This window comes from Acinetobacter sp. YH12218 (assembly GCF_013417925.1).
Taxonomy (GTDB): Bacteria; Pseudomonadota; Gammaproteobacteria; order Pseudomonadales; family Moraxellaceae; genus Acinetobacter; species Acinetobacter amyesii.
This window is the reverse complement of record NZ_VPDB01000027.1, coordinates 18,348-43,980: the sequence shown is the minus strand read 5'-3', so window position 1 is coordinate 43,980 and position 25,633 is coordinate 18,348. Positions and strand designations below refer to the sequence as shown.

Sequence of the window (25,633 nt, the reverse complement as noted above, 5' to 3'; positions counted from 1 at the left end):
ATTGGATTGAATATCTCTCAGACTTTGCCTACAAGAGAATTGAGACATCAATATGGCAATAAACTGATCCCACCGGGAAGCCGCTCTAAATTTCTGTCCAACATGGTGCACTTTAGCAAGTTGTTCAGTAAGCGTCCGCTGAATCCCATGCCTATTTTTTAATTTTGGTCGGATTTCCAGCGGTGTGGCAGTAATTCTTCTATTTGGGTCACTTTATGCGTCGGCAGCCTTTTCAGCACATCACTTAAATAGGCATACGGATCCAGTCCATTCAGCTTTGCTGACTGGATTAAAGTCATGATATTGGCAGCTCGTTGGCCGCTGCGCAGCGAGCCAGCAAACAGCCAGTTCTTACGTCCCAACGCCCAGGGACGCATCTGATTTTCAATCCAGTTATTATCTATAGGCAAATTACCATCATCCAGATAGCGGCAGAGTGCCTGCCAACGTTTTAGGCTGTAATTGATCGCCTTGGCAGTTGGAGAACTCGATGGCACCGTCAGATAATGTTGGTTGAGCCATTCATACAGTTGTTGCATCACCGGTTGACTATGCTGTTGCCGATATTCGCGGCGCTGTTCTGCTGTACTATCGGTCTTTTTCCTGAGTTCTGCTTCTATGGCATACAGTTTCTGAATCAGCACTAATGCCTGTTCAGCAACCTGACTTTTTTTGGTCACATGCAGTTCATGGAATTTACGACGTGCATGGGCCATGCAGCCCACCTCAATGACCTGGCCTGATTTAAAGCGTGCTTTATAACCACTGTAATCATCACAGACCAGATGACCCTGCCAGTCTTTCAGGAACTCTTCAGCATGCTGACCTGAACGGCTATCCTGAAAGTCATAGATCACCGCCTGAACTGGATTGTACTGTGTGGTGGCATAGGCCCAGACATAACCTTTCTTCGGTTTTTTCTCATTCTCACCCATCCGCATAATGGTGACTGGTGTTTCATCTGCATGCAGCACCTGCTGTTGCAGCACCACCTCTTTTAAGGCATTAGCCAGAGGCTCCAGTTCCACACCGCAGCGACCAATCCAGTCAGATAAAGTGGATCTGGACAGATCAATGCCAGCCCGCTGATAGATCAGGCGCTGACGGTACAGCGGCAAATGATCGGCATACTTCGATACCAGCACATGGCTGAGCAGTTCAGGTGAAGCAATGCCTTTATCAATCACATAGGCAGGCATCGCTTGCTGAGTCAGGGTGTCACACTGATCACAGACCCATTTGCCACGAACATGCTGTTCCTTGTAGAACTGTGCCGGTCTGAAATGCAGTTTTTCACTGATATCTTCGCCGATACGACGTAACTGGCAGCCACAACTGCATTGGGTTGATGCAGGTTCATGCTCAATACGGATGGTGTGTAGATGATCTGGCAGCAGTCGACGTTTAGGTTTATTGGTTTTGGCTTTCTGTGTCGCTGCATCGGTTTTATCTGCATTTAATCGTTCTAATTCCAGATCAACGGCTGCGATATCTTCTTCGACCGCTTCGTCCCATAGATGGATTTGTTTTGCCGTTAAGTGTTCATTCTTTTGGGCGAATTTATGCTTTTTAAACAGCGCCAGTTCATGCTCGTATTTTTGATTGAGAATAGAAAGATGCTGAACTTTGGCATCCAATTCTTGATTTGATTGTGCCAGAGACTGATGCTGCATCGCCAACTGCCGGGTAAATTCCAGCAGTTGTTCATGGGTCAGTTGGCTTAAGTCAGGCAGTGTATTCATGACCGCAGTATGCCTGAGGTCATGACGCAGAGGAAATAGAACGTTTGGAGAATAGTAGAATGTAGCAGCCTAGTTTAGAGCATTGTGACCACTTGCTGTCGTCCAATGCGCTGCCAGGGCAAACCCTGAATGAGTGCCTGTAACTGTTCTGGACTGAGAGCTACATTTTCACCCTGGTGAACTTTAGCCCAGTGGAATTTTCCCTGTTCCAGCCGCCGGGCACACAGCCAGATGCCCAGTCCATCATGTACCAGCACTTTCATGCGATGGCCACGTTTATTACAGAACAGGTAAGCACAATGCGGTTTGATGTAGCCAAAGGCTCTCACCACCTGAGCCATGGCAGTATCCATTCCTGCACGCATGTCCATGGGCTGAGTAGACAACCAGATTTCATCAATGCGGATCATGTTGCAAGTGCCTTGAGTAATTCTGCTAAAGCAGATATTTCTGATACTTGCCATTTCAAGCCAATTTCTGCTTTTGAGTGGGGTAAGGTAATTTGAACCGTTAACATGTCAGTAGGAGTAGGATCTAATGGTGCAGAGCAAGATAAGGCAATAAATGCAGGTTTATTCGGTAGTGGTGAGCGATTACTCCCTAGCTTAGCATCAATTAAGCGAATCCATTTGGATACAAGATTTGTATTCAATCCATGTTGCAAAGCGACTGAAGCAATTGAAACGTCTGGTGCTTTACAAGCCTGAACGATCTGCTGTTTAAATTCAGCACTGTATGTTCTTCGTTTTTTCGCAAGAGATGCGATGGATGTCTGATTATTTGTAGTCATAAATTTAAGTCCCCACTTGTTTTTAAGTGGGGACTAAATTAAGGCTTATAGGATGAATTCATAAGGTGTGTTCAGCGGACGCTTACGTTGTTCAAAATCCTGTCGCACAACAGGTTTAATTAGCTCATGAAATACGGTATTCTGATGTGACAAAACCTGAATCCTGGTCGTTAAAGTGTTTGTTTGCACTCATATTTTAACTGTTAGGACTCAGGTTTTTTTATTTAAAGCAAACTATGGGACAGCAGTGGCGACCACGCCTCTTTTTTTCGTCTAGATCCATCACACTGATTAAGGTAAGCTGTGCTCAATCGTCAATTAGTAACTGATGTTACGCGCGTAAAAGTAAATACGCATTTTTAAAATAATTTTTAAGCCTATTCGACGGAGTCTTACATCTAGGGCTTAAATAAAGGGATTACCCTTCGGCTGGAGGTACTCTTACGAAACGATGTTTCTCATTAGGCAAAATGAGAAGCAAAGCTTCGCAAGGAAACCATCTTGCGGTGCAATGCACCTCACCGACAAAACTCGTTCACTAGCGTCAAATTATTCAAAGTATTGCAAAAACATTTTTGATTAGAAGTAGTCCTGTCTCAAACACTTGCGGATGAACTTCCCGCGTATCGTACTTTTATTTGAATCAAATTACGCTCCTGATGTTAGTGCGTAACATCAGTTAGTAATAAGACTTACTATTCGATTGAGCATGCAAGAATGCCGGGATCAAACCTGTTAATGCAGCACGAATATCGGCACGTTCATTAATCAGCTGATGTGAACCTTCTTCAAGCATGAGAAGCGTCTGTAAACGGAATTTACGACGTATAAACTCAATGTTATAACGCCAATCCACCGTTTGATCCTGTGCGCCTTGAGCTAACCACACTGGAATACGACACGCAGGTCGTTCTTCCATTTCCTGCATCCATTTTGACATGGCCAAAATCCAATCCATCCCCATCATTCGAGGTTGTAGAGGATCCTTTAAACGTACAAAACGTAAAAACTCAGGGTTGTGATTATTCCGTCTAAAATGACGTGGCACTTCACGTTTAATACGACGAATAATGCCTAATCCAACCGAGTTATGCCACCATGCCGTTTTTGCAGGACGAATCAGCGGAGATAATAATAAAACCCGTTCGACATAAGGGTTTTTGCGATGTTCAGCAAAATCTAACAGATGATGCAGCCAAATCGCACCACCCGTACTCTGCCCAATCCCTAACCACGGTGTCGGTAATTGAGCTGCATGTTTCACATAACGATATACCGCTTCCAAAACTTGTTGGTAATGGTCAAAGTTTTGAATACTGGCTGGCGAGCCATTGCTTAGACCATGCCCCGGTAAATCATAGGTCAAAACACTAAAACCTTGATCTAAGAGCTCACGAATAATCGGCTGATATATTCCACTATGCTCTAAATAACCATGTAATAAAAATACAGTGCCTTTAATGACATCTGTTTCAGCCTTTAGTTTCGGTTGAAACACTTGTACATGTAGTTTGAACAAAGGCATTTCTACATAGCCTTGCCAATGTTCGCAGTTCAAGGCATCTAAGCCGTAGAGTCGTCGATAAGATTGTATTTCGACACTAGGCTCAAACGGCCGATTTAAATTTAGCGGTTCTAATAATTGTGGGGTTAATTCTCGACTTGGAACAGGAAGATCTAATTGTTTAAGGATCGAAGGATTAAGAAATGGGATATCTGACATTATGGGACCTCCCGACAGTCACTTGAGCCAAACCAAACGTCACGTAAGGTAGCTAATAATTCATAATTGGCACGACGACTATGGTCATAATTTTTTTCACTTGGTCGCCATGTGGTTAATGTCGTTGGCATAGGTGCAACAACAGGAACGGTTTCGATACCATTTAATGCAAATAAACGCCGTGTTCGAGGCATATGATATTGGTCGGTGATTAAAATAACCGTCGGTGCGCCGCCTTTTTTCTGTAAAAGTAACGAACTAAAGCGTGAATTTTCGCAAGTATTCATACTCCGGTTTTCAAGCAATTTCGCATCGACATCATATTGCTTTAACCAAGCTTGCATATACGGTGCTTCCACACCACTCAGTACAATCGGTAGCTTATGTGTGCGTTCGACATCGAGTGTTTTTTCCAGTCGAAGTCGTGTGTAGTCATTCACCACGATATCTTTATCATTTTTATCTAAAGTTAAGCCACCACCTAACACCACGATCGCATACGGATCTGCGGTTGGCTGCTTCAGGGTTTTATCTTTCATTTTGGCTAGATCAAGATAGGTTTCATCATCGATCGGTTCTGCTTCTGAAGCAGCTTGTTCAATTTCATGAGTTTTTAAGAACTCTGTATATTGCGTCATGAGTCCTTTATTTTCCGCACTATTGAGTTCGAGCAGCTCTTTCATTTTTTGAGCAGGATTTTCCGCCATTGCTTCAGAGGATGCCGCCTCGGATGCAGAAGGATTCAGCAAAGGAACTTTCGGTATGTCCTTTTGATTATCACTTATTTCTTTTTCATGTTCTTCTTCAATGAGCTGCTGTAAAGCCTTATAACGCGCTTGTATAAGGGTCAAGTCTTGAGGCTCATCAGACTGTATGGCTTGCTCCATGAGTTTTAAATACGCTTGGCGCGCGATCCATAAGTCAGAACCCGGCTCATAATTATCATCATCACTCAAAGCACCGAGTTTTTGACTTTGCGCTGCAAGCTGATTGACTTCTACAGGAACGAAATAATTTAAACTTTTAACGATCAATTTAGAATAAAACGGCGTATAGATAAAAATCATTAGACAGCCCAAAAGTACAAATAGCACTGCGGCAATTTGTACTAAGCGAACCATCCAATGTGTTTTATGCATAAATCTAAAACCTAAGTGTTGTTATTGATCTGAGTGAGATCGAATCAAGCCATTTGTATCAAATAATACAGGCTCTGGATGTAGTTCAATATTAAATTTTTCAAAAACATCATGTTGTACAGCTTTGTAAGTTGTACGCACATCTTGCAGCGTGGCGTCTTGGTAATTGACCAATACCAAAGCTTGCTTATGAAACATTCCCACTGAACCCACAGATTTCCCTTTCCAACCCGCTTGGTCAATCAACCAGCCCGCTGCCAGTTTTACCGCATTATTCGGTTGTGGGTAATGGGGTAAATTTGGAAATTGCAGCGCAATTTGGTCAAAGGCTTGCTGGCTAATCACAGGATTTTTAAAGAAACTTCCGACATTTGGAAATTCTTTGGGATCTGGAAGTTTAGTTTGGCGGATATGAATGACTTGCTGTTGTAGGTTTTCTGCACTTAAGTCTTCGCTTACAGCCTGCTTTAAATCACCATAATTTAATTTTAAATCGGCGTGTTTTAAAAGTTTAAAAGTGACATGCGTAATAATAAAACGCTCTGGCTCATCTTTAAAAATACTATGGCGATATGAAAAATGACAATCGGCAGCGCTAATACTACTTTGCTGTTTTTTTACACGATCATAGACCTGTACAGATTCAATAAATTCACCCGCTTCAACACCATAAGCCCCGATATTTTGGACAGGTGAAGCCCCTACTAAACCGGGTATCAATGCTAGATTTTGTAAGCCATAAAACTGGTGTGCCGTCGTCCAAAGTACAAAGTCATGCCACACTTGCCCTGCACCCACTTTTAAAGTTTGGGTTGCGGCATCGTCTTGTACATATTCAATACCTTGAATATCCATATGCATCACTAAAGCATGTATTTGCTCAGGCAACAGCATATTACTGCCTCCTGAAAGTACCAATACATTTAATTGCTCAGCTTTGGCAAAGTCGAGCGCTGCTTGAATATCTTCTACCGATTGAACGCGTACATAATGCGATGCAACAGCATCGAGGCTTAATGTATTAAATGGCTTAAGCTGAACCTGTGTTTGAATTTGCATTCTTAAACCTTAATTTTTTTGCTGTGCTTGTAACTGAGTTTTTAAATAATTGACCCAAGCCTGACTGCTAGATTCGCATTGATCTAATACATGTTCAAACCCTGCATCACCACCATAGTACGGATCTGGTACTTCTTGTTGTGGATATTGGTGATCATGTTGACTCATCAAAGACACTTGTGCACGTAGTTGACCGAATTGTTGCTGCGCCTTTTGCATGAGGTTTTGAATATTGTCTAAATTTTCGTAGTCCATGGCCAAAATCAAATCAAATTCAATAAAATCATGAACCGTTAACTGACGTGCGCGTAATGCAGATAAGTTATAGCCTCGTAATTTTGCATGCTGTTGGCTACGAAGATCAGGCGCTTTGCCCGGATGATAATTGCTCGTACCCGCAGAGTCGACGTGAATATTGAGTTGCGCTTCATCACAAAAATGTCTGAGAACCACTTCAGCCGTAGGTGAACGGCAAATATTTCCTAAACAAACACACAACACCTTATATGGCGTGCTGGATGACATAACAACCTCAAGACTACTTTTATTTCAAGCGTCTTATGTTAAGTTATTTATAGGATGAATCCTATATCAACACTCAAGAATAATGTTTATTTGGATATAAAAAATTAGGGATAAGCCAATGAGTCAATTTCAGTTTCAAACCGTCAGCAATATTATTTCAGGCTTAGGCTCTATTTCCCAACTGAGAGAGGTCCTAGGCGACTTTCAAGCCAAGCGTGTTATGCTTGTGACCGACCCCGGTATGTTGCAACAACAATTACATTTACCCATTTTGGATATTTTAGAAAGTATCCATCAAGATTATGTAATTTATTCTAGTATTCAAGCTGACCCTGCAGAACATATAGTTTTGGATGCAGTTCAATTTGCCAAGAATGAAAAAGTGGATTTGATTATTGGTTTTGGCGGTGGCAGTTCAATGGATGTGGCTAAAATTATTGCGATCTTGGCTCATCCTAAGCAAACACAACAGATCAGTGATTTATATGGTGTTGCTAATGCAAAACGACCACGCTTACCGCTCATTTTGATCCCGACAACGGCAGGGACCGGCTCTGAAGTCACACCAATCTCTATCGTCACTACAGGTGAAACCACCAAAACTGGTATCGTCTCCCCTGTACTGTATGCCGATGTCTGCATCCTCGATGCGAACTTTACATTAAATCTTCCCGCACATATTACCGCAGCGACAGGTATCGATGCCATGGTGCATGCCATTGAAGCCTATACATCAAAAATCAAAAAAAATCCGTATGCGGATATGCTCGCCAAACAAGCTTTGCGTTTATTAAATAAAAACTTAGCACTGGTTTTACAAGATGGACATAACCTCGAAGCGCGTCAGCACATGCTAGTCGGTTCAATGCTTGCAGGTCAGGCCTTTGCTAATGCTCCAGTTGCAGCGGTGCATGCACTCGCCTATCCACTCGGTGGACACTTTCATCTCTCGCATGGTCATACCAATGCACTGGTTCTCGCTGAAGTGTTAAAGTTTAATGCACCTCAGGCCAAGCAGCATTATGCAGAACTTATGAGTTGGCTAGACCCATACAGTACGGGCTGTACCGATGGTTTATGTGATTTATTTATTGATCATATGCAAAATCATTTAGATCAGAGCGGTTTGGTGCTAAAACTCAGCCAACTGAATGTGCCTGAAAATATGCTCGATCGTTTAGCAGAAGACGCATTATTACAAACACGACTATTACAAAATAATCCGCGAGAACTGCAGTTTGAAGATGCACGCCAGATTTACCAATCAATTTATGCCTAAAGTTCACTCATTTTTGAAATAAAGAAAATACCAACGATGAAACCTGAAACTAAACGCCGCCAAAACTATCGATTTTTATTTCCAATCCAAACGCGTTGGGCAGACAACGATATGTATGGCCACGTCAATAATGTCACCTATTACAGCTATTTTGATACCGCTGCAAATGCACTCTTGATTCAACATGCCGGTTTTGATTTGCAAAATACCCCGATCATCGGTTTAGTGGTCGATTCAGCCTGCAGTTTTTTACAAGAACTGTCCTATCCAGAAATCATTGAAGTTGGGGTTGCGATTGAAAAAATTGGTAATTCTTCACTGCGCTATGACTTGGCTATTTTTAAACAAGGACAAAATGAGGCTGCAGCCCAAGGACATTTCGTGCATGTGTTTGTTGACCGCCAAACACGAAAAAGCACCTCGATACCCGATGAAATGCGAGATGCTTTAACTCAGTTTTTACTTTAATTTTTATATCCAGCTTAAAACTTATTTGAGCTGGATATTTTGCAACTCACCATCAAAGCTTTTGAGCAAATCTTTCACAACAGGCTCTGCATGTAATAACTCATTTGCACGTGCAAAGGCCTTTTCCTTGCGGACATGTTGTAAAGCATATGGTGTGGTTTCTTCGACATCTTCAAAGCTGATATGGAAACGACATTTTGACCATTGCGTATGAATCGCTTGTTCCAATACATGCTGTAATTGAGTCACTAAAGCTTCGTACCGCTTTGGAATATGGAAAGTCGATTCACCGTCAATCGTACCTCGCATAATGCCATGCTGCGCCAACTCTTGTACCGCAGGTGAAAGTTGACTATTTCGGAACCAATACTCCCACTTTTCGACCGTCCACTCACCTTCAAGGGTTTGAGGCTGTAAAGTCAAAATATCTTGTGGCATCAAGGTAGAGGATGAACCCGTTTGAACAGCATCCGAAGAAACGGAACTTTGCGTAACTTGTGGTGATGCTAGATCAAAACCATTGTCGCCTTGAGCACCCGAAACTGATTCATTCACCACATGTTGTGGTTCAACAGCATTTATCAAATGTGGCTGAGCTGTTTCAGGCTGTGTACTTGTTGGCTCTAAAGCTGTTGGTTCTAAAGGTGCAATATCTTCAAAATTTATAGCGCTCACATCAACTTCTTCAGTTTCAGTACTCGGCGTCGGATCTAAATCAAATAATGTATCTTCTGCCACGGCATCCATAACAAGCGTGTCATTTTGCTGTGTCGATACAGACTCAACCGGTGCAACCTCTTGCGTATCTAGAGTGCCATTTGCTGTAGATGCTGTAGAAGTTTGGCTAATCACATCCTCTTCAGGATCATCTAAAAAATCATCAGATGAAGGTTCGTCGGCTGCAGGTGCAGAAACATAGCCATCATCGTCATCATAATGTGAATCATCAAAATCATCGAAAGCTGGCGATGTGTCTACAGCGGGTACAGCTTCAGGCTGCTCAACAGTGGCAACCTGTGCAGCAGACTCAACAACGGTATTGGGTTGCTGCAAAGACTGTGTTTGAGTCGGCTGAACTGTTTCGGCCTGATTTTGAGCAAGCTGTGGCTGTGCGGCTGACTCTTGCTGTACGGCAGAGACCAACATTTCGTTTGGCTGTAATGGTCGGAATGCTAATAGACGCAGCACACACATCTCAAAACCTTGCTCTTGCGTGACTGCCAACTGCAAGTCTGCCCGACCTTTGCATGCGACTTGATAATACAGCTGCAAATCTTGAGCTGAAATCAACTGCGACAATTGCATAATTTTTTGATTGATCTCAGCGCTATATTTCAACGCTAAGTCTGGCAAGTATTGTAATAATGCCAGTTCATGTAACGTTGAAATCAACTGATCTAATACCAGAGAAACATCCAGCGCTTGTTGACGGAATTGCATGAGTAAAGCACTCACGCGTTCACGCTGATTTTGATGAATGGCTAAAATCAAATCATAAATAATGGTACGGTCAATTAGGCCCAACATGTCTTTAACATCTTGGTGCTGAATTGAACCCTGACCATAGGCAATGGCTTGGTCAGTCAGTGACAATGCATCACGCAGAGAGCCTTGAGCCGATTCAGCAATTTGCCAAATCGCATCTTGCTCGGCTTGAATTTGTTCTTTTTGTAAAATATCAGTCAGATGTGTGGTGATTTCATCCACGGCTAAAGGACGCAAAGTAAATTGCAAGCAACGTGAAATGACAGTAATCGGTAATTTTTGAGGATCTGTAGTAGCAAATAAGAACTTCACATGCTCTGGCGGTTCTTCTAGAGTCTTTAATAACGCATTAAATGAATGCGTAGAGAGCATATGCACTTCATCGATTAGATAAACCTTGAAGCGACCTTGGGTTGGAGCATAAGGAACGTTGTCGAGAAGTTCTCGAGTATCTTCAACTTTGGTCCGTGATGCAGCATCGATTTCAATTAAATCAATAAAACGGCCTTCATTTACTGCTTTACACGTTGGGCAGACTTCACACGGCGTTGAAGTAACACCCGTTTCACAGTTCAGACATTTTGCCAAAATACGGGCAATGGTGGTTTTACCCACACCTCGAGTACCTGTAAATAAATACGCATGATGTAACCGACCACGTTCTAAGGCACTGGTAAGTGCGCGTGACACATGGTTTTGCCCCACGAGTTCAATGAAATTTCGTGGACGGTATTTTCGTGCAAGTACTTGATACATGTATGCTCCTTTTTACAGGTGTAAGCATACTGTTTTTTTGTCTAATAGTGAAATAAATGGCAGAGTTTGGACAATAAAAATCCGATCTTGAGCTATCACAATGATCAGGCAAATTTAATATAAATTACGAATGCTTAAACTGCTTTATTTAAAACGAAATCACTCTGCATTTGATAGCGTTTCGCCGTCTGGTCTTCACGAATTTCTAGCAATTGCTGATCCAAATCTACATACAATAGATTGCGCGTTTGCACATTCATAAGTTCTAGCTGCTGCTTTGATTCATCTTTAAAACGAATTACACCTTTTAGCACTTCTACTTCGTTATGACCACTTAGACTTTCACGAGTGAGTGTATAAGTTTGATCTTCATGTAGCACTAGGGCCACAGCCATGCCGGGACAATCTTCACAACGGGAAAGACAGCCCATACACGGCGTGGTACCTTTAAAATCACCGACCCATGCAGCTTGCTGTTTTTCGGCAGTAATCGCTTCTATCTCTTTTGCTTTCGTTTGAGTTGAATCCTGACAACCCAACATTGCCGACGTTGCTACTAAGGGAATCAAAACAACTTTTTTCATAGGGATATCACAGCAGTCTAAAACTGCGTGGGAAAATAGCATATTTTTCACATTTCCCCAATTTCTGTTCTATCCCGAAGTATCTTAAAGCCAGCCCTTACGTCCTTTAAGTGCTTTGTCTGCACAACGTAGCGTTTCTTGAGTTAAGCCCCATAAGCGATAATCGCCGGTGATTGAACCCGTCGCAAAGTTATGTGTATATGCAAAACTTAAATCACGCTGCGGATCACACCAGGCCCCAGAACCATTAAAACCTATATGTCCAAAACCTTGACTAGATTTGCCTAAAGTTAAAATTCGATGATATCCCAAACGCCAATTCATTGGTAAAGGCATAATACGATCACGCTTTTTATATTGAATTTTACTTAAAGATTCAAAAACTTGTGGCGTGATTAAGGTCTGTCCTTGCCACTGCCCATGATTGGCCAACATTGCATAGATTTTCGCTAAACTATTGGCACTAAATACGCCTGTTGCCGCAGGAATAATGGCTTGCAAACCCTCATCACTAAAAAATGAAAACTTGCGCATTCCTTTAGGAATCATACCATCTTGAAAGTCTTGCAAATTTTGTCCCGAAAGTTGCAAAAGTTGATCAAAGATTGATGGTTTTCTTGTCTCTGTTCTTTTTTTCATTGCTTGTATTTGAGTATTTTCTTGTGCAGATGTATCTACGGCACGTTCTACTTGTTTCTTTTTCGGAATCAAGCGAGCAACCTCACTAAGTTGATGCTCTGGTACGCCAAAAAAAGCATGATCCAATACTAAAGGCTCAACCAAATACTGTTGCATTAGTTCAGCAAGCGGTCGACCTGTGGCCTTTTCAAGTACACCACCCACTTGCCAACCGAAGGTTAAAGGTTGATATGCCGCATCAGTTGTCGGCTCAAAACGTGGTTTAGCTTGTTCAATGACTTTAAGCATATGCGGCCAATCTGCCATTTCAGATGCCGTTTCAATGATATTACGGATATCGTATAAACCACTTTGGTGACTCAGCATATGCCTTAATGTGATATCCGACTTGCCATTTTGAGCAAACTCCGGCCAATATACAGCAACGGGTGTATCGTAATCAACAAAGCCTTCGCTCACTAAGATATGTGCAAGCGTTGCAAGTACGCCTTTACCCGTGGAATAACAGACCGAGGGTGTATTGGACTGCCAAGCTTCTTCAGCTGACTTTTTACCGGTCCAAATATCCACGACTTTTTGACCTTTAAAATATACCACTAAGGCTGCTCCGCCTAAGTGGCTTCGAGCATCCTGCATCCGGCTAAATTGCGCCGCCAAATCTTGAAACGCCTCGTCAACCGTACCTTGATAATTATTCTTCTGTGCAAATAGATATTCTTTGAGCGCCTGCATCATCATTCCTTTGAATATGAATCGCTTGAGATTAAAACAAAAAAGCCTAAACCGATATCGATTTAGGCTTAAGTCTTAAAGTGCCTTCACATTTCCCGCGACATGCGGTTTTTTGTTCTTACTATTTCGAATGGCAAACTCTGTATCTTTACCCGTTTGTGCAGTAAGGAACTCAACTTGAGAAGGCAAATACATGGGTAATTTAAACCAGACATCCGCTTCATAGGCATCTGGCAAAGTTAAGCTCGACAAGGCTTTGGCTTTACTCCACATACCATGTGCAATGGCTTGTTTAAAACCAAACGCTTTAGCGGTTACAGCATGAATATGAATCAAGTTAAAGTCACCAGAAGTCAACGCATAACGGCGACCGGTATTTTCAGAAACATTCCATTCAGCTTGAACTTGCAACTCTACTGCCTTTGTTTCAGTAGATTTTGACGCAGCCTTATTGTCAGTTTTTTGACGTGCTAAATACGTGGTTAATGATTCTACAATCACTTCATCGCCCACTTTTGCAGTAGTAATAAAGTCAAATTGCACACCTTTATCATGTGGCTGTAATTCACCAAATTTGCATGACAATGACAGTGTTTCATTCACACCGACTTTGCGATATTGCTTCACTTGGTTACGAATATGTACCAAACCTAAGATCGCAAATGGAAAAGCTTCCGTAGTCATCATATGCATTTGCAAACTTTGAGAAAGCACAGCCAAATAAATCGCTGGGATATAACCATTGTTTTTAAAGCCACATACTTCGTTATAGGCTTTTAAATGTTTTTGATCGACCTTAAATGAATCCACCACATATTCAACTTGCGGCAGCACTTTTTTAGCTTTAGGCTTTTTAAAAATCAAGCCTTGAATCACTTTTGGATAGGCTAAATAAGGTTTTGGAAGTTGACTAAAATGGCGAGTATTCATACTAAACCTTTGGAAGTTTTATCTTTATAAAGTTCCCTTCCTTTTAAAGAAGGATATTTTAAATCCCCCTCATCCCCCTTTGATAAAGGGGGACTTCTCCTCTCTTTTTCAAAGGGAGGTCGGGAGGGATTAATTAAGCCCCTAACAAGCTTTGACCACACACACGTACCACGTTACCGTTCAAGCCAGTCGACGCAGTTGAAGCAAACATCGCAATCGTTTCAGCAACATCCACAGGTAAACCACCTTGACTCATCGAGTTCATACGACGACCTGCTTCACGGATTGCAAATGGAATCGCAGCAGTCATTTGCGTTTCAATGAAGCCCGGAGCAACAGCGTTAATTGTTACGCCATTTTTCAATAATGGAGCAGTAAATTTAACCACACCAATTACACCTGCTTTAGAAGCAGCATAGTTGGTTTGACCTAAGTTACCTGCGATACCTGAAATAGAAGATACGCACACAATACGACCATTTGCATTGAAGCCATCATTTTCAAGAAGGTATTCATTTACACGCTCAATCGCAGACAAGTTAATGTTAATCACCAAGTCCCAAAGCTCAGGCTTCATATTGGCCAAAGTTTTGTCACGGGTAATCCCTGCATTGTGCACGATGATATCCAAACCACCTTGAGCAGCTGCCGCCGCTTTGATTTTTTCACCGGCATCGCTTGCAGTAATATCAATCGCGAGCGTAGAACCGCCAATTTCACCTGCAACACGGTCAAGGTCTGCTTGCTGCTGTGGAACGTCTAAACAAATCACATGCGCGCCATCACGTGACAATACATGTGCGATTGCTTCACCAATACCACGGCTTGCACCTGTTACAACAGCTGTTTTGCCTGCAAGCGGCTTATTCCAATCAACATCCACAACATCTGCTTTAGATACACGAATCACCTGACCCGATACATAAGCTGAACGTGGTGAAATTACAAAACGTAATGCAGATTCTAAGTTTGCTTCAGCACCTTCGTCCACATAGACTAACTGTGCAGCAATCCCTTTCTTAAACTCTTTACCGACTGATTTTACAAAACCTTCTAATGCACGTTGTGCAATGGCTTGTTTCACAGTTTTCGCAGTTTCTGGTGTTGTACCAACAACGACAACGCGACCAGACGCCTGAATTTGACGCGCGATTGGGTTAAAAAATGCATATAAGGCATGCAGTTGTTCTGAGTTTTGAATACCTGAAGCATCAAATACCACAACTTTAAACTTAGACTCTTTATCGCCTTCGTTAAATGCGCTTAAGTTCAGACCTGATTTTGCCGCAGCTTGTTGTAATTCAGCATTATTACCTGCATAGCTATTGGCATGAATATTTGCCAAGACTTGTGCAATTGCACCAGACAATGTTGAAGCAGGCGCTGCACCGAATAAAACCGCACCTTTAACTACAGGTGTTGCAGACTCAAAACGCTCTAAAAAAGTCGGTGATGGTAAACCTAAATTTTTGATGACAAATTTACCAATAGGAGATTTTGCAAATGTTTGGTATTGATCAGTCATGTTTATTATCTCTCATACAGATTAATTTTTGATGGATCTGAAGATATCCCTTTAACTTCAAGATGATGTCAGATACTTATATTTCAATAGTTCCATCAGTTTCCATGGAATCATACTTGAGTTAAACCGCAGATGGCTTGACCTGAATGCTTTAGCGAATGTCATTTTAGTCAATTTACCCCTTTGGTGAATATGCTAATGTAGCCGTCAAGAAGATCATCAACATGCTTGGAAAAGCCTTATGAGCAAAACAACTCAAGAAAATCCAGCAGTCGAAAGTCCGACTACGGAAACTGTGTCAAATACATCAAAGAGTACGCCACGTACCGCTAAAAGTACGGGCACAGCAACCAAGTCTACAAGTGATGTCGCTAAAACGAGCCGTCCTCGTCGTGCATCTACACGTACTAAGACACCCGCTTCAAACCCTAAAACAGCTTTAAAATCAACAACTCAAACGTCTGTTCAACAGGATAATACCATGAGTCAAAACACAGTTCGCCGCGTTGCTATTATCGGTGGTAATCGTATTCCTTTCGCTCGTTCTAACGGCGCTTACTTCACTGCATCAAACAGCGATATGTTCACCGCTGCATTAAATGGTCTTGTTGAACGTTTCAACCTTCAAGGTCAACGCCTTGGTGAAGTTGTTGCTGGTGCCGTGTTAAAACATAGTCGTGACTTTAACATGACCCGTGAGTGTGTACTCAATACCGAACTTGCTCCTGAAACACCTGCTTACGATATTCAACAAGCATGTGGTACAGGTTTACAAGCAGCTTTCTTGGTTGCTAACAAAATCGCGTTGGGTCAAATCGAAGTGGGTATTGCTGGTGGTGTAGATACAACCTCTGATGCACCAATCGCTTTTGGTGATGGCCTACGTAAAGCTTTACTTGAATTGAACATTGCAAAAACGGGTAAAGACCGCCTAAAAGCATTAACTAAAATTAATGTTAAAGATTTGATGGATGCGCCGAAAAACGGTGAACCACGTACAGGTCTTTCTATGGGTGACCATCAAGCAATTACAACGCTTGAATGGGGTATCTCTCGTGAAGCGCAAGATGAACTTGCTGCATCTTCACATCAAAAAATGGCAGCTGCATATGAAGAAGGTTTCTTCGATGACCTGATTACGCCATTCCTTGGTTTAGAGCGTGACAACAATTTACGTGCAGACTCATCAGTAGAAAAACTAGCGAAGTTAAAACCAGCATTTGGTAAAGGCGATGCGCGTACCATGACTGCGGGTAACTCGACTCCACTGACTGATGGTGCGTCATGTGTCCTTCTTGCCTCTGAAGAATGGGCAAAAGCAAACGGTCACGAAGTTCTTGCTTATTTAACTTTCCAAGAAACAGCGGCGGTTGATTTTGTAGAGAAAAAAGAAGGCTTATTGATGGCGCCTGCGTATGCAGTGCCTCGTATGCTTGAACGTGCAGGTATTACGCTACAAGATTTCGATTACTATGAAATTCATGAAGCGTTTGCATCTCAAGTATTATCTACACTAAAAGCGTGGGAAGATCCTAAATTCTGTAAAGAACGTTTAGGCTTAGATGCCCCATTGGGTTCAATTGATCGTTCTAAATTGAACGTGAAAGGTTCATCTCTTGCTGCAGGTCACCCATTTGCTGCAACAGGTGGTCGTATTATTGCGACTGCTGCAAAATTGCTGAACCAAAAAGGTTCAGGCCGTGTACTCGTATCAATTTGTGCTGCGGGTGGTCAAGGCGTAACAGCGATTATTGAAAAATAATCCTTTATGCTTTAAAGCAAAAAACCGCTCTTATGAGCGGTTTTTTATTTCAGAGATTTCATAATTTTTAGAAACGATAACCGACACCTAAATAAGTAATGATGGGATCAATATCGATCTTTGTCGTTGCATGAATTAACTGTTCACCGGTCGTTTGGTTAATCACATCGATCTTGGTCTTATTATTTAACTTTGCATAAGACACTGAAGCTGCTGTAAACCAATTTGGGGTGAAGTCATAGGTAAAACCGAGTGTGACAATTGGAGCAATCGCATCATCCGCATCGACATCGACCACCATTTTTCCAGATGATTCTTTACCATCGAGTGCTGCACCTGCATTATTATCTTTAATGTTTTGAATCATATGCCCTGCAGCAATTAAGTCAGATTCAATGCCCCTTTATTGAGTTCAATATCATTAAAATAAGCATACATGATCCCTGCGCCCACATAAGGTCTAAACTTATTTACACCCGACTGACCAAATTGGTACTGTGCCTGAAATACCGGCGTCCAAGCTCTCGCACTCGCCGCTTTACCATAAGATGATAAATCCGTAATGGGTACTGCGTAATCTAGTGGCAAACCATCAGGGAATAATAAACCGCCTAGACCACCTGGCTCTGCTAGACCAGATAATGGCGCGGTAATCATACCCTTACCTTTAATATCTACCTCAGGTGGGATGCCGCCAATCACTTGCAAAGAAACATTATCATTAATATGGTAGTTAAATGTTAAACCTAATGTATCAACATCTTCTGCTTCAAGCCCCGTACCTTCAGCTGACCAATTATCTAGTCCATTGATCGTTGCGATCCCTGCAATCTCTGACTTGATATTGCCATCTTTATCTTTAATTAATCCTCCCAAAGGGCCATTCACAAGGTCGGTTAAAGTGTCCTTAAGATTCGCAGAATTACTCCCTTCATTATAAATTGCATTCGGATCAATCGCTTTTAGAAAACCTTCAGTACTAATTGTGCCTACTTCAGCCTGTGTGCCATTTGCTACCGCAGTATTAATATTAAATGGATTTGCCTTTCCTTGCGGCATCACATGCATCCAACCCGCAGATACAGAAAAACGTTTAAAGTTACCATCTGCAAATGTAAATTGTGTAAGCCCAAGTAAAACAACAGGTGTGACAATTTTTATCAATTTCATATGCTAACTCCTTGTCTTGCATATTTTTTTAATCAACTTATAAAAACATTCTTTGTTCTTATATTTAAAAGTTATGTAATTAGTATAATTTTCTATAGTTATATTATGTTTTTATATATTGTTATTTGTAAACTTATGCCCTATTTTAATGCAAAAAAGGCCTGTACTTATCAATACAGGCCAATGTGATTTTCTTGTTGAAATTTAACGATATTGTGGTTGGTAACCCAAGTGCGCCTCGATCTGGTCATAGCACCATTGGAAAATAAATGTGTAGACTAAAATACACATGGTCATACTAAAATCGAGCAAAATTGCCTGCCATAAGGTCATATTCATGGCATAAGCCACCATTGGGATGGTTGCAAGCATTAAGCCGCCCTCAAATCCAATCGCATGTAGAACACGTACACCAAAGGTTCTTTTTAACTTTCTTTTTGCTTCAAATTTTTCAAAATAATGATTAAAAATCATGTTCCAAATCACAGAAGTGACCGCCATCGCAATACCTAGCGTACCTGTCACCTCCATCGGAACTTTAAAAATAAAACTTAACGCAATAGCAATGATCACCAATAGGATGATCTCATAGCTTAGCGCATGAATAATCCTTCTCTTGGAAATCGTCATTTTGAAACACTCTATTATTTGTAAAAAACTTATTTTATTTTTATATTATTGATTAATCGAGTCAGGTTCTTTCAATATTATTGAAAGGTTGTATTCCTTTATTTTTCTATATGCACATGAATATTAATCAAGAACAACTACTGATTTTTAAAACAGTCATGGAAACAGGATCATTTTCCGCAGCTGCCAGACAACTCGGCAAAGTGCCTTCAGCGGTCAGCATGTCCATTGCCAATTTCGAAATTGATCTCAACCTTAAACTGTTTGAGCGCGTTGGTCGTGAGCCTGTGCCCACCGCTCAAGCGCTTAACCTGTATGAAAAAACTGAACAATTATTGATAGAAATCAATCAGTGGAAACAGCATGCAATTGCACTGAGTCATGGTTTAGAGTCTTCACTGAATATCGTGGTGGTATCAGAACTGCTTCATACTCAGTGGACCGACTATATCTCTTTGCTAGAAACTCATTTTCCATCTTTGCAAATCAATATTTTTTCTGCGCCTCAAGAAGATGCCCAAAAGATGCTATTACAAGGTCAAGCGCAGCTTGCTCTAATGTTTGAACGTGAACAGCTTGAGAGCTATGAACAATTTGTCGAATTGAAGCGTGAAGCATTGGTTCCTGTTGCTGCGACAAAACATGCCCTGTCGAAATTTAAGCAAGTCAGTTTTGAGCAAATTTTGCAAAGTCGACAAATCGTGGTCGCGAGTCGTGATAAAAGCATCAAACCAGAGTTGTTATTTTCCAAACACAATTGGCGTACAGATAACCACCACTCTGCTTGTTCGATGATTATTCAAGGTCTGGGTTGGGGTGTGCTTCCATTAGAGATGTTTAATGAAAATCCAACACTCAAAGATCAACTCAAAATCTTAAGCTTTCAAGATTTCACACCCAAATTTGAATATTTCGTCGACTTGGTCTGGAACCGTGAAAAACCTCTCGGCTCGGCTGCTCATTTTTTGATTAATCACATCCGAAATTCACGAAAAACTACGATTTAGACCGCCTAATTGGGCGGTTTTTGGTTGGGTTCTAAACAGATTGTGTTATAAAAGTATGTACACCAAGAACATTAAGAACTAGATTTCAAATGACTCAAAATGCGTTAAACCAATTAAAAAGCCTAACAACGATTGTTGCTGACAGCAGTGATTTAGCTGCGATTAATACATTCCGTCCATTGGATGCGACCACAAATCCATCTTTAATTACAGCAGCGGCAAATCAACCTGAAAATAAAGAACTGATTGAAAGTGCTTTTGAACAAGCGCGTAAAGAAGGTTATCAAAACGATGAGCTGGTTGAGCGCACCATCGATATTCTTACGGTCAAATTTGGTGTAGAAATTTTAAAATTGATCGAAGGACGTGTATCTACAGAAGTCGATGCAGCCTTGTCTTATGATACCGATGCCACCATTGCAAAAGCCAAAGAGTTACTGGCTTTATATGCACAGTATGGTATCGATCAAAACCGTATCTTAATTAAAATTGCCTCAACATGGGAAGGCATTCAAGCCGCTAAAGCCCTTGAAGCCGAAGGCATTCACTGTAATCTGACGCTATTGTTTGGCTTACATCAAGCTCAAGCCTGTGCAGATGCTCAAGTCACACTGATTTCACCATTTGTCGGCCGTATTTTAGATTGGTACAAAAAAGCTGAAAATGTGGATAGCTACCCGATTGAGAAAGATCCAGGCGTTTTATCAGTTAAGCAGATTTACCACTACTACAAACAACATGACATCAAAACTGAAATTATGGGTGCTAGCTTCCGTAGTATCGATCAAGTGCTTGGCTTAGCAGGTTGTGATTTATTGACGGTTTCACCGAATTTATTGGCAGAACTGGAAAAAGATCAGCGTACCGTTGAAGTGCAATTATCTAATCATCATGCGCATGCACACTGTCAACACGACGTACAAGTGCTCGACAAGCAAACTTTCAAAGCTGAAGTTGAAAAAGACTTAATGTCTTTCCAACTATTACAAGGCGGTATTGATGGTTTTATTAAAGCCCGTGAGCAATTAAGTAGCTTACTGCGTCAAACTTTTGGCTTAGATGCTGAAATAAAAGCATAAATTAGAAATTTTCAGTTTCATCTAGAACCGAAGTTGTATACTACAGCTTCGGTTTTTATTAGAGTGTCTTCAGTGTTTGGAATCACAGACTTAACGACCTTTATTATTGGTACGATATTAATTGTGATTTTACCCGGGCCAAATTCACTTTATGTCATGTCTGTTGCTTCTCGCTATGGCATTAAGGTCGGCTATTTAAGCGCTTTTGGCGTTTATACTGGCGATTTGATCTTAATCTTACTCACTGCTCTCGGTGCTGCATCCTTACTTCACGCCTTCCCTTGGTTATTCTTATTATTAAAAATTGTCGGTGCGCTGTATTTAAGTTATTTAGGTATCAAACTTTTCAAGGCTGCCTACCAAACATGGAATGCCGTTCAAACGCCAGAACAACTCGACACTAAACAACTGAGTTTGAATGAATTGAAACCGTTTAAGACTGCATTAACCATCAGTATTTTAAACCCGAAAGCCATTCTTTTTTACTTATCGTTCTTTGTACAATTCGTCGATCCTGCATATCCATATCCAGCGATTACATTCACCGCACTCGCGATCGTGCTGCAAATTATCAGTATGAGCTATTTAACGATTTTGATCTTTTCGGGTGCAAAACTGGCCACCTATTTTAGCCATCGTTATAAATTTACGGCATGCTGCGTGACAGCGGTTGGTCTTCTATTTTGTGGATTCGGTCTAAAGCTTGCGACATCTACCATGTAACTGACATGGGCAAAGTAGTACTGTTTTTTCTTAGGAAATTCCATATCCCTTTAAAGTTTTGAATGGATAAAACATCCTCAATGTGGGTTGTCGATTCGTTCTATTAAAGTGCCTTTTGTTAAAGTGTCGTTTGTGAATAAATAAAGTATTTCCATAATATCTCGATGAGCACTTTTACTGTACAGGACTTGAGCGTATCATCCTGAAAAATGTCATCTTAAATCTGCGCCAACAATACTCATAGCTCGATCATTATGCAAAAACTACTCCAAGACTTTTCCATTCCAGCCGCTTTTGCAGGTTTTATTACATTCTTAGTCGGGATCAGTGTCTCGGCTGTTTTGGTGATCCAATCCGCACAATTGCTCGGTGCCAACACTGCAGAAATAACCTCTTGGTTTTGGGCTCTAGGTTTGGGTATCGGCTTAAGCGGGCTGATTCTGTCTTGGAAATTTAAATATCCCGTTGCGACTTCATGGTCCACTGCAGGACTGGCACTGATTTTAGCGACTGCAAATGGTTACAGCATGAATGCCGCCCTAGGTGCTTTCTTGGTCTGTGGCCTATTGACAGCAGTACTCGGATTTTTAGGCATTTTTGAAAAAATACTGCGCTATATCCCGCAAATTCTAACCAGTGCAATGTTGGCGGGCGTACTTCTAAAATTTGGCATTGAGCTATTTGTCAGTTTACAAAATGAATGGGCATTCGTTCTTGGTTTACTGGCGGCTTATGTCCTCAGTAAACGATTATTACCGCGTTATAGCATTGTCATCACAGTGATTATTGGCATCATGCTTTGTCCATTATTACTTGACTTTCAATTACCGGCGCTTAATTTAGAACTCGCACAGCCGGTTTGGGTTACACCTGAATTTTCGATCTCAGCAATACTGGGTTTGGCGTTACCACTCTTTGTAATCAATATGGCCTCTCAGTATTTACCGGGTTTAGCTATGATTAAAAGTTATGGTTATCAACCCCACGTTAATCAACTAATTGGTTGGACTGGGACAGCCCAAACGCTACTCGCGCCATTTGGATGTTTTAGTGTCAATATTGCTGCGATTAGTGCGGCCATCAGTCTAGATGACCAAGCCCACCCCGATGAGAAAAAACGTTATATCGCAGGTATGACCTGTGGCTTTTTTTATATTTTGATGGGCCTGTTTGCAGCCACTTTGGTGAGTTTCTTAACCGCTTTTCCACTGGTGTTTATTACCGCTTTAGCAGGGATTGCCCTACTTGGCACCATTGGACACAACATCGTCATTGCTTTCCAAGAAGCTAGCGAACGTGAAGCCGCTCTACTCACCTTCTTGTTTAGTGCATCGGGCGTACAGTTTTTTGGTATTGGCTCTGCATTTTGGGGTTTGGTCTTTGGTTTAGTCGTGCATGCTATTTTCAAATATAAAAGAAATTAAGTCCTCAGTTAAATAATTTGCTTCAAATAAAAGAATGATACACGGTAACGTCATCCGCAAGTGTTTGAGATAGGACTACTTCTAATCAAAAATATTTTTGCGATATTTTGAATAATTAGACACTAGTGAACGAGTTTTGCGGTGGGGAGCAATGCTCCGCAAGATGGTTTCCTTACGAAGCGCGCTTCTCATTTTGCCGAATGAGAAACAACGTTTCGTAAGAGTACCTCCAGCCGAAGGCTAATCCATCTATTCAATCCCTAGATGTAAGACTCCGTCGAATAGACTTAAAAATCATTTTAAAAATGCGTAATTACTTTTACGTTTATAACATCAGTTATTTAATCTATTTCGCTCGATACGTTCGGGCGATCAGTTCTTGTTTTAATAATTGGGTTTCACTTTCGTCTTCCACTTCTGTAAAAGCGGTGAGCCAAATACCATCAGCTGCATAACGAACAATTTTGAGTTTTATATCCGAATCGGTCTGATGATGTCGCTCTAAACGTGAGTTCATCCATTCGATCCAATATTCATTAAAAGTTTTATCAGTCAGCATGGTCATCGAAATCGCGGACCATGACTGTTGCAAACCCATGATTTGTTTTTCTAAGGTAATTTCAATATAAGCACGGGTAAAACGACCGTATGGCTCAGGGTCTTCGTCAATTAATCGGTCAACGACCTCGTCTAATTGAGCCAAAAGCATCACAATCATGGACTCTAAGAGCTTTTGCTTATTTGAAAAATGATGAAATACACCACCTTTTGTAACCCCAACTAAATCCGCAACGGCTTGAATCGACACCCCATTAACACCTTTATCAGCAGCAAGACGGATTGCGTGCTGCAAAATACTTTGGCGTATCAGTTGAGGCTCTTTCTTGCGCTGATGCGGATTATCCATATTAATGTCCAGCTGAAGTTGAAAACAGGTTGATCACGACCACACCTGAAACAATCAGGCCTATCCCTAACATGGCTGGGAGGTCTAAACTTTGACGAAAGATAAAGTAGCCAATTAGTGCAGTTAAAACAATACCAACACCCGCCCAAATGGCATAAGCAATACCAAGTGGTATGACTTTAATCACCTGAGACAATAAATAAAATGCCAAACAGAATAAAACTGCGACAGCCAATGAAGGCGCAAGTTTGGTAAACCCTTCGGACTTCACCAAAAATATCGAACCAATTACTTCTGAGATAATCGCCAATGACAGTAAGCCATAGGCCAATGTTACCGAATTCATTAATCATTCCAAAATAAACATACCAACTGGTAGGTATGTTATTAAGTTAGAGATTATTCTGCAAGCATTTTAAGCCTATTTTTAATTTTTAACGGACTGTACGTGTTGTTGCAAAAATTCTAAAGTGCGATCAAAGGTCTGCTGACTGGCCTTTTTACTCATCATAAATTGATATTCATGTACCAAATATTCTTTCGAATCTGGATAAAAAACCGCTGTCACAGGTACATTATTTGCCTTCAATTTTTCTACAAAAGGCTCAGATTGCGTTTTGGTTAAAAAATCTTTATTGCCACCGCTGATAAGTACAGGCGGATAATTTGCATTAATATTTGAGGCTGTTGAAATATGCGTTAAAAACTCGGCATCATCTTTTTTGTCTCCGGTATACGCCTGAACTAAGTTATAGACGCCCCACTCGATCAGTCCAATCTCTGCGGGTGCAGTATTTACAAAGCTGTTTAAATCATAAATACCACAATGCAAAATCAGCCCTTTAAGCTGTGAAGGCTTTAATACAGGTTGAATCTTTGACGCTTTCGCAAAATCTGGATTCGTAACCAAGGCGGCATAATGACTGGCCATATTTGCACCTGCAGAATCCCCTGCCAAATACATATTTTGCGAATCAATGCCATATTGTGCTGCATGTAGATTCAAAAACGTCAGTGCTGCATCTATTTGGTTGAGCTGTGTGGGATAAATGGCGTCAGGTGCAAACTGATATTGAACAGAAACCACATTATAGCCTTGGGCTGCGAGCCGTTTAAAATATCCCCCTGCATGTTCTTTTGAGCCAGAGACCCAACCGCCCCCGTGGATCCAAACAATTGTTGGTCTGGGTGCAATAACCGTACTTGTTTCAGGTTGATAGATATCCAAGCTTAAATTTGGATTTAGTAGATATTGAATATTTGACTGCACAATAACATTGTCAGGTGCATGTAGGTTGATAAAGGTCTTTTGGACTTGTGTCGATAAGTTAAATGCACCTGCAATCACTTTGGTACTGCTTTGCGTGTTTTGACAACCAGACAAATGCAACACTGAACACATGCTGAGTACAACCAACCCTACTTTATATGACATATCTAACTATCCAATCGCATCAATTCTGTTATAAATCTAAGATTTAAAACTGTATATAGTTTAGGCTTATTTTTATAAAGTTCATATTGATCTTTTAGGCTCAAAATCCGAGAAAATTAG

At 41.2% G+C, this 25,633-nt stretch carries 24 protein-coding genes and 1 pseudogene; 7 read left to right on the top strand and 18 right to left on the bottom strand.

The features are described 5' to 3' along the window. The 8 genes from FTV03_RS09410 to FTV03_RS09375 all read right to left on the bottom strand — a co-directional run. Positions 1–180 (bottom strand): DUF4372 domain-containing protein (locus FTV03_RS09410; protein ID WP_180041172.1); only part of this gene is annotated, 180 nt, incomplete at its 3' end. Continuing rightward, positions 159–1,742, bottom strand: coding sequence for an IS66 family transposase (locus FTV03_RS09405; protein ID WP_180041170.1), 1,584 nt, complete (start codon positions 1,740–1,742; stop codon positions 159–161). The genes FTV03_RS09410 and FTV03_RS09405, both read right to left, overlap by 22 nt. Positions 1,743–1,816: 74 nt before the next feature. After that, positions 1,817–2,152, bottom strand: a complete 336-nt coding sequence (gene tnpB, locus FTV03_RS09400) for an IS66 family insertion sequence element accessory protein TnpB (RefSeq protein ID WP_043974827.1) — start codon at positions 2,150–2,152, stop codon at positions 1,817–1,819. Continuing rightward, entirely contained in the window at positions 2,149–2,532 is a 384-nt protein-coding gene (locus FTV03_RS09395) for a transposase (protein ID WP_180025687.1), read from the bottom strand. The genes tnpB and FTV03_RS09395 overlap by 4 nt, the downstream gene beginning before the upstream one ends. A gap of 679 nt (positions 2,533–3,211) precedes the next feature. Further along, a complete protein-coding gene (locus FTV03_RS09390; RefSeq protein ID WP_168377747.1) occupies positions 3,212–4,255 on the bottom strand; it encodes an alpha/beta hydrolase in 1,044 nt (347 codons plus the stop codon). Next, a complete protein-coding gene (locus FTV03_RS09385) occupies positions 4,255–5,394 on the bottom strand; it encodes a YdcF family protein (RefSeq protein WP_168377748.1) in 1,140 nt (379 codons plus the stop codon). The genes FTV03_RS09390 and FTV03_RS09385 overlap by 1 nt, the downstream gene beginning before the upstream one ends. A 21-nt stretch (positions 5,395–5,415) precedes the next feature. Next, positions 5,416–6,453: a UDP-N-acetylmuramate dehydrogenase gene (gene murB / locus FTV03_RS09380; RefSeq protein ID WP_180041168.1), complete on the bottom strand. Its 1,038-nt coding sequence runs from the start codon at positions 6,451–6,453 to the stop codon at positions 5,416–5,418. Positions 6,454–6,462: 9 nt separating this feature from the next. After that, positions 6,463–6,978, bottom strand: a complete 516-nt coding sequence (locus FTV03_RS09375) for a low molecular weight protein-tyrosine-phosphatase (RefSeq protein ID WP_111884272.1) — start codon at positions 6,976–6,978, stop codon at positions 6,463–6,465. Between the two features lie 118 nt (positions 6,979–7,096). Here FTV03_RS09375 and FTV03_RS09370 point away from each other — a divergent pair, with 118 nt between their 5' ends. Together FTV03_RS09370 and FTV03_RS09365 are read left to right on the top strand one after the other, a co-directional pair. Continuing rightward, positions 7,097–8,257, top strand: a complete 1,161-nt coding sequence (locus tag FTV03_RS09370) for an iron-containing alcohol dehydrogenase (RefSeq protein ID WP_180022007.1) — start codon at positions 7,097–7,099, stop codon at positions 8,255–8,257. Positions 8,258–8,293: 36 nt separating this feature from the next. Beyond that, positions 8,294–8,725 (top strand): thioesterase family protein, encoded by a 432-nt coding sequence (locus FTV03_RS09365; protein ID WP_180041166.1) that lies wholly within the window; start codon positions 8,294–8,296, stop codon positions 8,723–8,725. Positions 8,726–8,746: 21 nt separating this feature from the next. Here FTV03_RS09365 and dnaX read toward each other — a convergent pair whose 3' ends face one another. The 5 genes from dnaX to FTV03_RS09340 form a co-directional block, all read right to left on the bottom strand. After that, a complete protein-coding gene (gene dnaX / locus FTV03_RS09360) occupies positions 8,747–10,966 on the bottom strand; it encodes a DNA polymerase III subunit gamma/tau (protein WP_180041164.1) in 2,220 nt (739 codons plus the stop codon). Between the two features lie 134 nt (positions 10,967–11,100). Continuing rightward, positions 11,101–11,550 carry a copper resistance protein NlpE N-terminal domain-containing protein gene (locus FTV03_RS09355; protein ID WP_180041162.1) on the bottom strand — a complete coding sequence of 150 codons (450 nt, stop codon included), beginning with the start codon at positions 11,548–11,550 and terminating at the stop codon, positions 11,101–11,103. A gap of 84 nt (positions 11,551–11,634) precedes the next feature. Beyond that, positions 11,635–12,921: a serine hydrolase gene (locus FTV03_RS09350; protein WP_180041160.1), complete on the bottom strand. Its 1,287-nt coding sequence runs from the start codon at positions 12,919–12,921 to the stop codon at positions 11,635–11,637. Positions 12,922–12,996: 75 nt separating this feature from the next. After that, the gene (locus FTV03_RS09345) at positions 12,997–13,851 is read right to left on the bottom strand and encodes a MaoC/PaaZ C-terminal domain-containing protein (RefSeq protein ID WP_180041158.1); all 855 of its coding nucleotides are present in this window, start codon (positions 13,849–13,851) and stop codon (positions 12,997–12,999) included. 133 nt (positions 13,852–13,984) lie between these two features. Continuing rightward, the gene (locus FTV03_RS09340) at positions 13,985–15,376 is read right to left on the bottom strand and encodes a 3-oxoacyl-ACP reductase (RefSeq protein ID WP_180041156.1); all 1,392 of its coding nucleotides are present in this window, start codon (positions 15,374–15,376) and stop codon (positions 13,985–13,987) included. A 241-nt stretch (positions 15,377–15,617) separates the two neighbouring features. Here FTV03_RS09340 and FTV03_RS09335 point away from each other — a divergent pair, with 241 nt between their 5' ends. Next, positions 15,618–17,138: an acetyl-CoA C-acetyltransferase gene (locus FTV03_RS09335; protein WP_180023489.1), complete on the top strand. Its 1,521-nt coding sequence runs from the start codon at positions 15,618–15,620 to the stop codon at positions 17,136–17,138. 67 nt (positions 17,139–17,205) lie between these two features. On the opposite strand, the pseudogene FTV03_RS09330 reads toward FTV03_RS09335, so the two are convergent. Then, positions 17,206–18,308, bottom strand: a pseudogene (locus FTV03_RS09330) (OmpW family protein). A gap of 204 nt (positions 18,309–18,512) precedes the next feature. Further along, positions 18,513–18,938: a chlorhexidine efflux PACE transporter AceI gene (gene aceI, locus FTV03_RS09325; protein ID WP_180041154.1), complete on the bottom strand. Its 426-nt coding sequence runs from the start codon at positions 18,936–18,938 to the stop codon at positions 18,513–18,515. Positions 18,939–19,054: 116 nt separating this feature from the next. Here aceI and FTV03_RS09320 point away from each other — a divergent pair, with 116 nt between their 5' ends. From FTV03_RS09320 to FTV03_RS09305, 4 genes are all read left to right on the top strand, one after another. Further along, entirely contained in the window at positions 19,055–19,945 is an 891-nt protein-coding gene (locus tag FTV03_RS09320; RefSeq protein ID WP_180041152.1) for a LysR family transcriptional regulator, read from the top strand. Positions 19,946–20,034: 89 nt separating this feature from the next. Then, entirely contained in the window at positions 20,035–21,024 is a 990-nt protein-coding gene (tal, locus tag FTV03_RS09315) for a transaldolase (protein ID WP_078191801.1), read from the top strand. A gap of 72 nt (positions 21,025–21,096) precedes the next feature. Continuing rightward, positions 21,097–21,747 (top strand): leucine efflux protein LeuE, encoded by a 651-nt coding sequence (gene leuE / locus FTV03_RS09310; RefSeq protein ID WP_180007890.1) that lies wholly within the window; start codon positions 21,097–21,099, stop codon positions 21,745–21,747. A gap of 254 nt (positions 21,748–22,001) precedes the next feature. After that, positions 22,002–23,171 (top strand): benzoate/H(+) symporter BenE family transporter, encoded by a 1,170-nt coding sequence (locus tag FTV03_RS09305; protein WP_180041150.1) that lies wholly within the window; start codon positions 22,002–22,004, stop codon positions 23,169–23,171. Between the two features lie 346 nt (positions 23,172–23,517). Here FTV03_RS09305 and FTV03_RS09300 read toward each other — a convergent pair whose 3' ends face one another. From FTV03_RS09300 to FTV03_RS09290, 3 genes are all read right to left on the bottom strand, one after another. After that, a complete protein-coding gene (locus tag FTV03_RS09300) occupies positions 23,518–24,078 on the bottom strand; it encodes a TetR/AcrR family transcriptional regulator (RefSeq protein WP_180041148.1) in 561 nt (186 codons plus the stop codon). 1 nt (position 24,079) lies between these two features. Next, the gene (locus tag FTV03_RS09295; RefSeq protein ID WP_180041147.1) at positions 24,080–24,424 is read right to left on the bottom strand and encodes an SMR family transporter; all 345 of its coding nucleotides are present in this window, start codon (positions 24,422–24,424) and stop codon (positions 24,080–24,082) included. An 81-nt stretch (positions 24,425–24,505) separates the two neighbouring features. After that, positions 24,506–25,513, bottom strand: a complete 1,008-nt coding sequence (locus FTV03_RS09290; protein ID WP_180041146.1) for an alpha/beta hydrolase — start codon at positions 25,511–25,513, stop codon at positions 24,506–24,508. Positions 25,514–25,633 lie beyond the last annotated feature (120 nt).